At 63.8% G+C, this 13,077-nt stretch carries 13 protein-coding genes; 10 read left to right on the forward strand and 3 right to left on the reverse strand.

Annotated elements, in window-relative coordinates; all coding sequences use genetic code 11:
• Window positions 1-73: 73 nt before the first annotated feature.
• Window positions 74-331, reverse strand: a complete 258-nt coding sequence (locus tag WN72_RS37825) for a DUF6894 family protein (RefSeq protein WP_027560770.1) — start codon at window positions 329-331, stop codon at window positions 74-76.
• Between the two features lie 247 nt (window positions 332-578).
• Between WN72_RS37825 and pqqA the strand changes: the two genes are divergently transcribed.
• The 10 genes from pqqA to WN72_RS37875 all read left to right on the forward strand — a co-directional run bounded on the left by pqqA (window position 579) and on the right by WN72_RS37875 (window position 10,849).
• Entirely contained in the window at window positions 579-659 is an 81-nt protein-coding gene (gene pqqA, locus WN72_RS37830) for a pyrroloquinoline quinone precursor peptide PqqA (protein ID WP_007595659.1), read from the forward strand.
• Window positions 660-776: 117 nt separating this feature from the next.
• Window positions 777-1,706: a pyrroloquinoline quinone biosynthesis protein PqqB gene (gene pqqB / locus WN72_RS37835; RefSeq protein ID WP_092212847.1), complete on the forward strand. Its 930-nt coding sequence runs from the start codon at window positions 777-779 to the stop codon at window positions 1,704-1,706.
• 20 nt (window positions 1,707-1,726) lie between these two features.
• Entirely contained in the window at window positions 1,727-2,482 is a 756-nt protein-coding gene (pqqC, locus tag WN72_RS37840; protein WP_430640356.1) for a pyrroloquinoline-quinone synthase PqqC, read from the forward strand.
• 12 nt (window positions 2,483-2,494) lie between these two features.
• Window positions 2,495-2,806, forward strand: coding sequence for a pyrroloquinoline quinone biosynthesis peptide chaperone PqqD (pqqD, locus tag WN72_RS37845; protein ID WP_092212851.1), 312 nt, complete (start codon window positions 2,495-2,497; stop codon window positions 2,804-2,806).
• The gene (pqqE, locus tag WN72_RS37850) at window positions 2,803-3,996 is read left to right on the forward strand and encodes a pyrroloquinoline quinone biosynthesis protein PqqE (protein WP_092212853.1); all 1,194 of its coding nucleotides are present in this window, start codon (window positions 2,803-2,805) and stop codon (window positions 3,994-3,996) included. Before pqqD ends, pqqE begins: the two co-directional genes overlap by 4 nt.
• Window positions 3,986-4,972, forward strand: a complete 987-nt coding sequence (gene pip / locus WN72_RS37855) for a prolyl aminopeptidase (RefSeq protein ID WP_027560775.1) — start codon at window positions 3,986-3,988, stop codon at window positions 4,970-4,972. Before pqqE ends, pip begins: the two co-directional genes overlap by 11 nt.
• Before the next feature lie 157 nt (window positions 4,973-5,129).
• Window positions 5,130-5,807: a DUF4286 family protein gene (locus tag WN72_RS37860; protein WP_092213091.1), complete on the forward strand. Its 678-nt coding sequence runs from the start codon at window positions 5,130-5,132 to the stop codon at window positions 5,805-5,807.
• 239 nt (window positions 5,808-6,046) lie between these two features.
• Window positions 6,047-7,846, forward strand: a complete 1,800-nt coding sequence (locus WN72_RS37865) for an FAD-dependent oxidoreductase (RefSeq protein WP_092212855.1) — start codon at window positions 6,047-6,049, stop codon at window positions 7,844-7,846.
• Window positions 7,816-9,663 carry a 2-oxoacid:acceptor oxidoreductase subunit alpha gene (locus WN72_RS37870; protein ID WP_027560778.1) on the forward strand — a complete coding sequence of 616 codons (1,848 nt, stop codon included), beginning with the start codon at window positions 7,816-7,818 and terminating at the stop codon, window positions 9,661-9,663. The genes WN72_RS37865 and WN72_RS37870 overlap by 31 nt, the downstream gene beginning before the upstream one ends.
• A 130-nt stretch (window positions 9,664-9,793) precedes the next feature.
• Complete coding sequence (locus tag WN72_RS37875; protein ID WP_027560779.1) at window positions 9,794-10,849, forward strand: 2-oxoacid:ferredoxin oxidoreductase subunit beta; 1,056 nt, start codon at window positions 9,794-9,796, stop codon at window positions 10,847-10,849.
• Here the strand turns inward: WN72_RS37875 and WN72_RS37880 are convergent, their stop codons facing one another.
• On the reverse strand, window positions 10,850-11,293 hold the full coding sequence (locus WN72_RS37880) for a DUF4399 domain-containing protein (RefSeq protein WP_092212859.1): 444 nt from the start codon (window positions 11,291-11,293) through the stop codon (window positions 10,850-10,852). It lies immediately after the preceding gene.
• Window positions 11,294-11,310: 17 nt separating this feature from the next.
• Entirely contained in the window at window positions 11,311-12,852 is a 1,542-nt protein-coding gene (locus WN72_RS37885; protein WP_027560781.1) for an SUMF1/EgtB/PvdO family nonheme iron enzyme, read from the reverse strand.
• Window positions 12,853-13,077 lie beyond the last annotated feature (225 nt).

Here is a 13,077-nt window from a genome sequence, read left to right on the forward strand (position 1 = left end):
TCCGTGTAACCGGCGTCTTTTAGCGCCGGGAACGCGGCAAAGCCATGCGGATTTCGCAGGGAGGAAGAGCGGGTTAGTGCCGCGTCGCCGATTGGTCCGGCATGTCCAGCAGGGCCTCGGTGAAGGGAAACTCCAGCACGATCTCGCCGTCGTCGTCGGTGACCTCGATGACGGCCTCGAGCAGCGCCGGCTGGGCGCCCTCGGACTTCACCACCTCCAGGATCATCTGGCGGGCGACTTCCCAGGCGCGATCGGGGTTGCGCAGGTCCTCTCCGTCAGGATCCACGATCAGTTCGTCGCCGATGCGGGTGTTGAAGAAGTATTTGGGCATCACGAGGTCCACTTGGGTCGCCTGTACCGGATTGAAAGCTGCAGTGCGCTCACAACTGCTTTATCAGGACAGGGTTCACGACCGAATGCGCCAAGCGCAAGGCAGCGCCGCCGGAAGTGATGTTCCATTACCATTTTTCGCGGCGCAACATGCACGTGCTCGGGAAAATTTCACTGGCGAACTTTTGCGCCCGCATTACTTTAACCCACGGGCGGACACGTCCGAATTCGCGAAATGGAGAGCCAAAATGGCCTGGAAAGCCCCGAAGATCGTCGAAGTGCCCTGCGGCATGGAAATCAATATGTATGTGAGCGCCACCCGCAAGTAAGCGGTTGGTGCATTTGCGTTCTGCGCAGGTGGATCTTTCGGTCACGATCGGTTTCCGAATGACGGAAACCGTGTCGGCCTGAGATCCACTTCGCGAATTTGTCCCAGGAGACGGATCATGCTTCGCGTCGTCGTCCTGGGCGCCGGGGCCGGCGGCGGAGTCCCGCAATGGAATTGCGGCTGCGAGGGCTGCCGGGCCGCCCGCGCGCACGGGCATGACCTCCAGAGAACCCAAGCCTCGGTCGCCTTCAGCGGCGATGGCGAGCACTGGTTCCTGATCAACGCCTCGCCCGACCTTCGCCAGCAATTGAATGCCACGCCGCAGCTGCATCCCAAGCCGGGCGCGCTGCGCCATACGCCTGTGGCAGGCGTGATCCTGACCAACGGCGAAGTGGACGCGGTGGCCGGCCTGCTGTCGATGCGCGAGGGCTCGCCCTTCACGATCTACGCACATGAGAAGGTGCTGGCGATCCTTGCGAGCAACAGCATCTTCAACGTGCTGAACGAGAAGAACGTGAAGCGCCAGCCGATCGGAATCGGCGAGCCGTTCGAGCCGCGACTGACCGACGCCGCCCGCTCGGGCCTCGAGGTGCTGCCGTTCGCCGTGCCGGGCAAGTCGGCCTGGTATCTCGAAGGCAAGGCGCATCCCGGCGGCGAGACCGGCGACGGCGATACGCTCGGCCTGAAGATCACCGACAAGTCGACCGGCAAATGTTTCTACTTCATCGCCGCCTGCGCCGAGGTGACCGACGCGCTCAAGGCCGAGATCGACGGCGCTGCGCTGGTGTTCTTCGACGGAACGGTCTGGCAGGACGACGAGATGATCAGGGCCGGGCTCGGCCACAAGACCGGCAAGAGCATGGGCCATGTCGCGATGTCCGGTCACGATGGCGCGATCGCGCGGCTGGCCGATCTCACTATCGACAGGAAGATGTTTCTGCATATCAACAACTCGAATCCGGCGTTGCTGCCCGGCTCAAGCGAGCGCAAGACTGCTGAAGAGGCGGGCTGGCAGATACCCGCCGACGGAACGGAGATCATGCTGTGAATGCCGCGTCCATGACTGGAATGACCGCGCTCTCGATCGGCAAGGACATCCGCCTCACTAGCGCCGAGGAGTTGGAGGCGACGCTGCGCCACATCGGCGCGACGCGCTATCACAGCCTGCATCCGTTCCATAAGCTGCTGCATGGCGGCAAGCTGAACAAGGGCCAGGTGCAGGCCTGGGCGCTCAACCGCTACTATTACCAGAGCACGATCCCGATCAAGGACGCGGTCGTGATCTCGCGCTTCCGCGACCGCGCCACGCGCCTCGAATGGCGCCACCGCATCGAGGACCATGACGGCGATGTCGGCAGCGAGGGCGGCATCGAGCGCTGGCTGAAGCTGACCGAGGGGCTCGGTCTCGACACGGCCTACGTGGAATCCACCGAAGGCATCTTGCCGGCGACGCGCTTTGCGGTGGAGGCTTATGTCCACTACTGCCGCGAGAAGAGCCCGCTGGAGGCGATCGCCTCCTCGCTCACCGAGCTGTTCGCGCCGAACCTGCACGAGGAACGCATCTCCGGCATGCTGGAGCATTACGACTTCGTCAATCCAGATATCATGAGCTACTTCAAGCGCCGCCTGGCGCAGGCGCCGCGCGATGCCGGCTTTGCGCTCGACTATGTCAAGGCGCATGCCACGACGCCGGAGCAGCGCGCTCAGGTCTGCAATGCGCTGATCTTCAAGACCAACGTGCTGTGGGTGCAGCTCGATGCGCTCCAGCACGCCTATGTCGAGGGCCACATACCGCCGGGCGCGTTCGTGCCCAAGGCGAGCTGAGGGACTAGAGTTATGGCCGGGCCGCGAAACATCAGCGTCAGCGAGGCAAGCCGCCCCGTGCTGCCGCGGCATGCCAAGCTGAGATATGACGAGACGCGAAAGGTCTGGGTGATCCTGGCGCCGGAACGCGTACTGGCGCCGGACGAGATCGCGGTCGAAGTCTTGCAGCTCTGCAATGGCGAGCGCAATGTCGGCGACGTCGCCGATCAATTGGCTGAGAAATACGCCGCGCCGCGCGAGGCGATCCTCACCGACGTCATCGCCATGCTCCAGGACCTCGCCGACAAGGGCTTTCTCACGGAAGCCCGGGAGAAGACGTCATGAGCGACGTGCTCGGCAACATCCCGCCCGAGACCAGCGACAGCCTCGCGGTGCTGGAGAAGCAGCGCTCGACGGCTGAGACCTTTGGCATCCCGCTCGCGGTGCTGCTCGAGATCACCCATCGCTGCCCGCTGCAATGCCCCTATTGCTCCAACCCGGTCGAGCTCGACCGCTCCGGCAAGGAGCTGACCACGGACGAGTGGAAGAAGGTCTTGACCGAGCTCGCCGAGATCGGCGTGCTGCAGGTGCATTTCTCCGGCGGAGAGCCGACGGCGCGGAAAGACCTCGTCGAGCTCGTCAAGCACGCGAGCGATGCCGGCCTCTACACCAATCTCATCACCTCGGCCGTGCTGCTGACGCGCGAGAAGCTGGGCGACCTCGCGGATGCCGGGCTCTGCCATGTGCAGATCTCTTTCCAGGGCATCGAGGAAGGCCTTGCCGATCGCGTCGCCGGCTACAAGGGCGGCCACCGCAAGAAGCTCGAGGTCGCGAAGTGGACGCGCGAGCTCGATCTGCCGCTCACCGTCAATGCGGTGATGCATCGCCAGAACCTGCACCAGCTCCCCGACATCATCCAGATGTCGCTCGATCTCGACGCCGACCGGCTCGAGGTCGCCAATGTGCAGTATTACGGCTGGGCGCTGAAGAACCGCGCCGCCTTGATGCCGACCGTCGCGCAGCTCGAGGAGTGCACCCGCCTCGTCGAGGAGGCGCGCGAGCAACACAAAGGCCGGCTGACCATCGACTACGTCGTGCCTGACTATTATGCCCTGCGGCCGAAGAAGTGCATGGGCGGCTGGGGCCGGCAGTTCTTCAACATCTCGCCCGCCGGCAAGGTGCTGCCCTGCCATGCTGCCGAGAGCATCACCGGGCTCGACTTCGAATCCGTCCGCTCCAACCATTCGATCGCCTGGATCTGGCAGAACTCCGATGCCTTCAACCGCTATCGCGGCACCGGCTGGATGAAGGAGCCGTGCAAGTCTTGCGAATTCCGCGAGATCGATTTCGGCGGCTGCCGCTGCCAAGCCTTTGCGCTGACCGGCGATGCCGCCAACACCGATCCCGCCTGCGCGCTGTCGCCGCTGCACGAGACCATCTTCAAGCAGGCCGAGCGCGAGGCCGAGGGCGAGACCAACCGCTTCCTCTATCGCAATTTCGCCGGGGGCACTCTGGAATCCGAGAATGGTGCCTGACGCCGACGCGGCCGTATCCGCCAAACGCGCCGATCCCTTTGCTCCGCTGACCTCCGACATGCTCGACGTCGGCGACGGCCACGAGCTCTATGTCGAGAGCGTCGGCCGCCCCGACGGCATCCCCGCGATCTATCTGCATGGCGGCCCCGGCAGCGGCTGCCAGCCCGATCATCGCAAGCTGTTCGATCCCGAACGCTTCTGCGCCGTGCTGTTCGACCAGCGCGGCTGCGGCCGCAGCCGTCCCAAGGGATCGCGCGAGCACAACACCACGGCGCATCTCGTCGCGGATATGGAGAAGATCCGCGAGAAGTTCGGCTTCGAACGCTGGATGCTGGTCGGCGGCTCCTGGGGGGCGACGCTGGCGCTGGCCTATGCAGAGGCGCATCCCGAGCGCGTCTCTGGCATCGCGCTGCGCGCGACGTTCCTCGGCACGCGGGCCGAGGTCGAGACGGCCTTCACCTCGCGCCTGTCGCAATTCTATCCCGCGCTCTCCGAGGATTTTCTGAGCGTGCTGCCGCCCGAGGAGCGCAGCCGTCCGGTAGACGCCTATTGGCGCCGCATCCTCGATGCCGATCCGGCGGTGCATGGGCCGGCGGCGCGGGCCTGGCACGACGCCGAGCGCACACTATCCGAGCACAAGCCGGCCAAGACGCGGCTGGACCTCGCCTCGCTCAACGTCTGGCGCACGCTACCGGCGACGCCGTTCATGGAAGCGCATTATTTCGTCAACAATTCCTTCATGAGCGAAGACCAGCTGTTGCGCAGCGCCGGAAAGCTCGAAGGCATTCCCGGCATCATCGTCCAGGGACGCTACGACCTGTTGTGCCCGCCCGAGACCTCTCATGCGCTCGCGAAAGTCTGGCCCGGTTCCGAGATTCGGATCGTGGAAGAAGCCGGCCATTCGCTCTATGATGCCGGCGTGAGGGACGCGGTCATGAGGGCGATCGCAGACGTCGCGTCCAAAATCTCGCGCTAGAGATCTAGACCCTCATCCTGAGGAGCGCTCGAAGAGCGCGTCTCGAAGGATGAAGGCCGAGATGCAACAGCGGGGGGCCTTTCATGGTTCACCTGGCGATGCGCAGCATCGTCCGGACGCTCACCATGAGGGTCTGCATGGGAAGGACAACAAGAAAATGCCACTCGCCGGGACAGGGATGCTGCTGACGTCGATGAACATCGACGCCGCCGATGAGGCCGACTTCAACCGCTGGTACGATCGCGAGCATCTGGAAGAGCGCGTCGCGATCGAGGGTTTCCTGGAGGCGCGGCGCTATGTCGCGCATGCCGCCAATCCCAAATATCTCTGCCTGTACTCGACCGCGACGCTCGACGTGCTCGACAGCCCCGCCTACAAGGCGCGGCTCGCAAGCCCGACCGACTGGTCGCGGCAGACCATGGCACGCTTCAAGGACATGCTGCGCGTGGTCGCACGCATCACCATCAGCAACGGCACCGGACGCGGGGCTGCGCTCGGCGTGGTGCGGCTGCGGCCGAACACCGACAAAGCCGGTGCATGGCGTGATGCACTGCAAGAAAGGCTGGCGCCGGAAACGCGCGAGGGCATCATCTCGATGCATCTGCTCGAAAGCGAGCCGGAATTGTCGGGCGCGACGGCGGGAATTCCGGCGGCGCGCAACGACGGCGCGCGCGACTGGTTTGTGCTGATCGACGGCACGCATGTCGGCGCGGTCTCGGCGGTGATCGCCGAGCGCTTCACCGGCCCGGCCGCATCGCCCTTCCCGCTGCCGGTCTCCGTCGGCACTTACTGCCTGATGTGGGACCTCGCGAAGAGCGACATCGCGCGCGGCTGACGCGGCTTACATGCACCGCAACATATTGCACCGCCGCATGCCGGCGCGCTGCGTCAATGCTGTGCGCGCGCAGCTCCCATGAAAGAGGGGAAGCGCGGAAATTTGCCGTTGTACTTCGGAGTGGTTCTAATAAGCTAACCTAATGACGTCATTCAGAAACCAGATCGACGCCTGTTAAGCGTTCGCCAAGCTCAAGAAGAGGCCGCCGGGTCCTTTGAGCCTGCGCGGACAGGGTAGGAATGAAACCGACCGATATCGCGGCCCCCGACTACTTTCACAAAGTGGTCGATTGCCAGTGGGCCTGTCCTGCGCACACCCCGGTTCCCGAATACATCCGACTGATCGCACAAGGCCGCTACAGCGACGCCTACATGATCAATTGGCAATCGAACGTGTTTCCCGGCATCCTGGGACGCACCTGCGATCGACCATGCGAGCCGGCGTGCCGGCGTGGACGCGTCGAGGAAAATCCCGTCGCGATCTGCCGCCTCAAGCGCGTTGCCGCCGACTTCAAGGACGACATCAAGCAGCGCCTGCCGAAACCCACGCCGAAGAACGGCAAGCGCGTTGCGCTGGTCGGCGGCGGCCCGGCCTCGCTGACCGTCGCGCGCGATCTCACGCCGCTCGGCTATCACTGCACGGTGTTCGATGCCGATCCGGAAGCCGGCGGCATGATGCGCACGCAGATCCCGAAATTCCGCCTGCCCAATTCCGTCATCGACGAGGAAACCGGCTACATCCTGGGTCTCGGCGTCGAGTTCAAGGGCGGTCACCGGATCGAGAGCATGAAGTCGCTGCTCGCCGAGAAATACGACGCGATCTTCGTCGGCTCCGGCGCTCCGCGCGGCCGCGAGCTCGACATTCCCGGCCGGAAAGAGGCCGCTGCCAATATCCATATCGGCATCGAGTGGCTGGCCAATGTGTCGTTCGGCCATACCGACAAGATCGGCAAGCGCGTCATCGTGCTCGGCGGCGGCAACACCGCGATGGATTGCTGCCGCACCGCACGCCGGCTCGGCGGCGAGAAAGTCACGGTGGTCGTGCGTTCCGGCTTCGAGGAGATGAAGGCCTCGCCCTGGGAGAAGGAAGACGCGATCCACGAGGATATCCCGATCCTCAACTACATGGTGCCTGTGGCATTCAAGCATGTCGCGGGCAAGCTCATCGGCGTCACCTTCCAGCACGTCAAAGCCGAATACGACGCAAAAGGCCGCCGCAATCTGGTGCCTTCGGGCGATCCCGATCAGACCATTCCCTGCGACGACGTGCTGGTCGCGGTCGGCCAGGAGAACGCCTTCCCCTGGATCGAGCAGGATTGCGGCATCGAGTTCGACAAATGGCACATGCCCAAGGTCGATCCGAACACGTTCGCCTCGACCAATCCGAAGGTCTTCTTCGGCGGCGACGCTGCGTTCGGACCGAAGAACATCATCTGGGCGGTTGCGCACGGCCATGACGCCGCTTTGTCGATCCACAAGATGCTGTCGGGCGAGGATATCACCGAGCGCCCGCTGCCGGAGGTGCATGTCTCCTCGCAGAAGATGGGCATCCACGAATGGAGCTATGACAACGACATCTCCAACGACAAGCGCTTCAAGGTGCCGCATCGCGACAAGGTGATCGCGCTGAAGGACATCCGCGCCGAGGTCGAGCTTGGTTACGACGTCAAGCTGGCGCTGGGCGAAGCCGAGCGTTGCCTGAACTGCGACGTGCAGACCGTGTTCTCGACCTCGCTCTGCATCGAATGCGATGCCTGCGCAGATATCTGCCCGATGGATTGCATCACTTTCACCAACAACGGTGAGGAAGATGATTTGCGCCAGCGGCTGAAGGCGCCCTCGCCGCACCCGGACCAGGACCTCTACGTCTCCTCCGATCTCAAGACCGGGCGCGTGATGGTGAAGGACGAGGACGTCTGCCTGCATTGCGGGCTGTGCGCCGAGCGTTGCCCCACCGGCGCCTGGGACATGCAGAAATATTTCATCGAGATGACGCACGCAGGATCATCATGCCCGACAAAAAGCCGATCAGCAGCGTAAACGACTTCGTCGTCCGCTTCGCCAACGTCAACGGCTCGGGCTCGGCCAGCGCCAACGAGATGTTCGCCCGCGCGATCCTGCGCCACGGCGTGCCGGTGTCCCCGCGCAACATCTTCCCCTCCAACATCCAGGGCCTGCCGACCTGGTACGAGGTGCGGGTCACGGAAGACGGCCATCTCGGCGCCCGCGGCGGCGTCGACATGATGGTGGCGATGAACCCGCAGACCTGGGACAAGGACGTCGCCGGCATCGAGCCAGGCGGCTACCTGTTCTACGATTCCACCAAGCCGATGCCGTCGACCAAATTCCGCGACGACATCACCGTGATCGGCGTGCCGCTCACCGCCATCACCAACTCGACCTATACCGATCCGCGCCAGCGCCAGCTGTTCAAGAACATCATCTATCTCGGCAGCCTCTCGGCGCTGCTCGACATGGACCCGAAGCTGATCGAGCAGCTGATCGGCGAGCAGTACAAGGGCAAGGAGAAGCTCTTGTCCTCGAACGTCCATGCGCTGCATCTTGGCCGCGATTGGGCGCTGCAGAATTTGAAATGCCCGATCGGGCTGCGGGTGAAGAAGTCCGACAAGGTCGGCGACCGCATCTTCATCGAGGGCAACAGCGCCGCCGCGCTCGGTGCCGTCTATGGCGGCGCCACGGTGTGCGCGTGGTATCCGATCACGCCGTCCTCGTCGGTGGCGGAAGCCTTCACCGCCCACTGCAAGAAGTACCGGCACGATCCGGAGACCGGCAAGGCGAAATACGCCATCGTGCAGGGCGAGGACGAGCTGGCCTCGATCGGCATCGTGATCGGTGCGTCATGGAACGGCGCCCGCGCCTTCACCGCGACCTCAGGCCCCGGCATCTCGCTGATGACCGAGTTCATCGGCCTCTCCTACTTCGCCGAGATCCCGGCCGTGATCATGAACATTCAGCGCGCCGGCCCCTCGACGGGCATGCCGACCCGCACCCAGCAATGCGACATCATCGCTTGCGCCTATGCCTCGCACGGCGACACCAAGCATGTGCTGCTGTTCCCTGAAGATCCCGCCGAGGCCTTCGAGTTCGCGGCGGCTGCCTTCGATCTCGCCGAGCGGCTTCAGACCACGATCTTCCTGATGCTCGACCTCGACATCGGCATGAACCACCGGCTCTGCCGTCCGCTGAAGTGGGACGACGCAAGGCAATACGACCGCGGCAAGGTGATGACCGAGGAGATGCTGGAAGAGGGGCGCGACTTCGGCCGCTATCTCGACGTCGACGGCGACGGCATTCCCTACCGCACCTATCCCGGCACGCATCCGACCAAGGGCTCCTATTTCACCCGCGGCACCTCGCGCGACCGCTATGCACGCTATTCCGAGGAAGGCCCTGTCTATGCCGACAACATGCAGCGTCTGGTGCGCAAGTTCGAGACCGCACAGGACCTCGTTCCGCGCCCGCTGCAGGCCAACGCGGAACGGCCGACCAAATATGGCGTGATCTATTTCGGCTCGACCTCGCCGGCGATGGACGAGGCGATCGGCCTCCTGGAGGCGCGCGGGCATCAGCTCGACCGCCTCCGCATCCGCGCCTTCCCGTTCCACTCGAGCGTGGCGAGCTTCCTCGCCGAGCACGATTTCGTCTATGTGGTCGAGCAGAACCGCGACAGCCAGCTGCGCCAGCTCATCGTCAACGAGAACGGCATCGATCCGGTGCGGCTCGTGCCGATCGTGCATTATGACGGCTCGCCGATCACCGCCCGTTTCATCGCAAAAGCCATTGGCGACCACCAGGATCACCTCAAGGTGACCCCGCTCCGCAAGGCCGTGTCATGATTTTCCCCTTGTTCTCTCCATCGTCATGCCCGGGCTTGACCCGGGCATCCACGCTTTCCTTTTCTCCGGCCAAGACGTGGATGGCCGGGTCAAGCCCGGCCATGACGAGGCTGGAATTGCAGAGGCTCGCATGACCTATATTGCCAAGCCAAAGTTTCATCATCCCGGGCTGAAGAAGAACGAGCTCGGCTACACGCATCGCGATTACGAAGGCAAGATCTCGACGCTGTGCGCCGGCTGCGGCCACGACTCGATCACGGCCTCGATCATTGAGGCCTGCTACGAGCTCTCGATCGAGCCGCACCGGGTGGCGAAGATTTCCGGCATCGGCTGCTCGTCGAAGACGCCGGACTATTTCCTCGGCAATTCGCACGGCTTCAACTCCGTGCACGGCCGCATGCCCAGCGTGCTGACAGGCGCCAACCTCGCCAACCGCGACCTGATCTATCTCGGCGTCTCCGGCGACGGCGATTCCGCTTCCATCGGCTTCGGCCAGTTCGCGCATTCGATCCGGCGCGGCGTCAACATGACCTATATCGTCGAGAACAACGGCGTCTACGGCCTGACCAAGGGCCAGTTCTCGGCCACGGCTGATCGCGGCTCGAAGAGCAAGAAGGGCGTCACCAACACCGACAACGCCATCGACCTCGTCGCGATCGCGCTGCAACTTGGCGCCACCTTCGTCGCGCGCTCGTTCTCCGGCGACAAGACCCAGCTGGTGCCGCTGATCGCGGCTGCGATCCGCCACAAGGGCGCGTCCTTCATCGACGTCATCAGCCCCTGCATCGCCTTCAACAACCATGCCGGCTCGACCAAGAGCTTCGACTATGTCCGCGAGCACAATGACGCGGTGAACCGGCTCGACGTGCTGGTCGGCCGCGATCCCATCGCGGTCGACTACGCGCCGGGCACGGTGCAGATGGTCGAGCAGCACGACGGCAGCAAGATCGCGCTGCGCAAGATCGATGCCGATTACGATCCGCACGACAGGCTCGGCGCGCAGACCTTCCTCGCGAAGCACGCCGCCAAGGGCCAGATCGTCACCGGGCTGCTCTATGTCGATCCCGACGCGGAAGATCTGCACGAGCATCTCAACACGGTCGAGACGCCGCTCAATACGCTGGAAGCGGACGCGCTGTGCCCGGGCTCGGCGGTGCTGGACAAGATCAACGCCAGCCTGCGGTGATCACTTGGCGGAAACAGGCTGCCGGACACGTATCGTGATCTTGTCCGATACGACCAGCGGCTCGAACGGATAGTGCTTCGCATCGCCCAGCACCAATTGCAGCGTGTGCGTGCCGGGCGGGAGTTCGAGCATGGTTTCGGTCTGCCCCGCGCCGAAATGCAGATGCGACTTGTCCTGCGGGATCGGCTCCTTGGGATCGATGGGGTCGTTGACGTCGACCAGCAAATGGTGATGACCCGCGTTCTGGTAGTCGTCGCCGGCATGCGTCACGCCCATGTTGCGCAAGCCGAACCGGACCCAAAATGCACCGCGAACCTTCTGCCCGTCGCGCGGCGTGATGAAGTAGAGCTTGGCATCCTTAGGCGCGGTCTTGCCCTGCGCGTACGCCGCACCCGGGAGCAATGCGATCGCAGCCGCAAGTGCGACACAGGACATGATCTTCATCAAATCTACTCCGGAAATCACGGACTGAGCGCGACGCGGAATCCGTGCGTGGGGTAACGGACATTGGTGTCGTAACCATCGCGGTTTGACGGCCGCACATATCTTGAATCGTTCTTCCACGAGCCCGAGCGCAGGACATGCGAGGAGCAGTCGCCGCCGGTCCATGCTGAGCCGTCGGCCGGCGCGCCCTGATAGCTTCTGTGCCAGCAATCCTCGACCCACTGGTCGATGCCGCCGCCCATGTCGTACAGCCCGAACGGATTGGGCTTGAAGCCGCCGACCTTCGCCGGCTGCTCGGCTGCGAGATCACCGCAATCCTTGCACCCGGCCATGCCGGGCTGGAGCTTGTCGCCCCACCAATACTTGCTCGTTGTTCCGCCGCGCGCCGCATATTCCCATTCGGCTTCGCTCGGAAGCCGGTACGGCTTCTTCGCCGCCTGGGAGAGATAGGCTACATATTGCTGCGCATCGGTCCAGCTCACATTGCTCACCGGCGCATCGTCCTTGCCCACGGCCGTGAAGGCGCACCCCTTCGCAGCGGCGCATTCGTTCCATTGCTGCACGGTCACCGGATATTTGCCGATCGAGAACGGCTTGATCGTGACCTGATGAACCGGACGTTCGGTCGGATCATCATTGCTCCCCATGGCGAAGCTGCCGCCGCGAATGGCGATCATGTCGGGTTCGCGGACGGGTATCGGCGATGGGCTGGGTACCGGCGAGGGCGGCGGAGGTGCCGAAGCCACTGAGGGAGACGGCTCCGGCGTTTGCGTCGCCGCTTCGCGTGGAGCGGGCTGCGGGCTTGGAGATGCGGCCGGCGCGACGGTCGGCGCGGCGGTCGGTGCGGCGGCCTGCTCGTTCCGCCTGCCAGCCGGCTGTGCCAGCAGATACCAAAGTACGCCGGTGGCGATGATCAGCACGCTGATCCCGAGGAAAAAGATCAAGGCATTCTCGCGCCGGCTTCGCGTTCTGCCGAGCGCGTCTGCGTCCGGCAGCACGCGGTAGACTCGCACCGGATCGGTGATGTTCTTGACCTTGCGATCGCCGAGCGATTCATAGCCGCACACCACCTTGTGCTTGATCTGCTCGTAGATCGCGCCGGAGATGTAGACCTGGCCCGGCTCGGCAATGCCTTCGATGCGCGTGGCGATGTTGACGCCGTCGCCATAGATGTCGTCCGGCTCGACGATGACATCACCGAGATTGACGCCGATCCGGTATTCGATCCGCGAATGTTTCGGCTGCGAAGTGTTGCGGCCGACGAGATTTTGCTGGATGACGATGCTGCATCGAACAGCCTCGACGGGACTATCGAAAATCGCAATGAAGCCATCGCCGGTCGTCTTCACCAGGCTTCCATGGTGCTCGACGATGCTGGGCATGATGAGATCCCGCTCGATCCGCTTGACGCGGGCGTGCGTGCCCTCCTCGTCAGCCTGCATCAAGCGACTGTAGGACGCGATATCGCCGACAATGATCGCAGCGAGTCGCCGAGGCAGCGCCCCGCTCGGAGGCGGCTCCCCCCGATTGCCGGATCTGAAGTCGCGAATTTCTCCCATTGCGGGGACTCCACACACTACAAGAGGCGGCCCCACCTTAAGACTGCCGAAAGCAATCGTCTGTGAACGCTATCACATTGACGAATTTGGACAATATCGAAGGCCGCGCGGCATCGAGTTCCCCTCGGAGCGAAGGCCCGAGCTTGATTGAACCTTCCCGGTCTCAGGTTCGACTAAGGCCGTGCATGGAACCACGCGGCTTCGCTCCGCCCTGCGCGCGTATGC

Source organism: Bradyrhizobium arachidis (assembly GCF_015291705.1).
Lineage (GTDB): Bacteria > Pseudomonadota > Alphaproteobacteria > Rhizobiales > Xanthobacteraceae > Bradyrhizobium > Bradyrhizobium arachidis.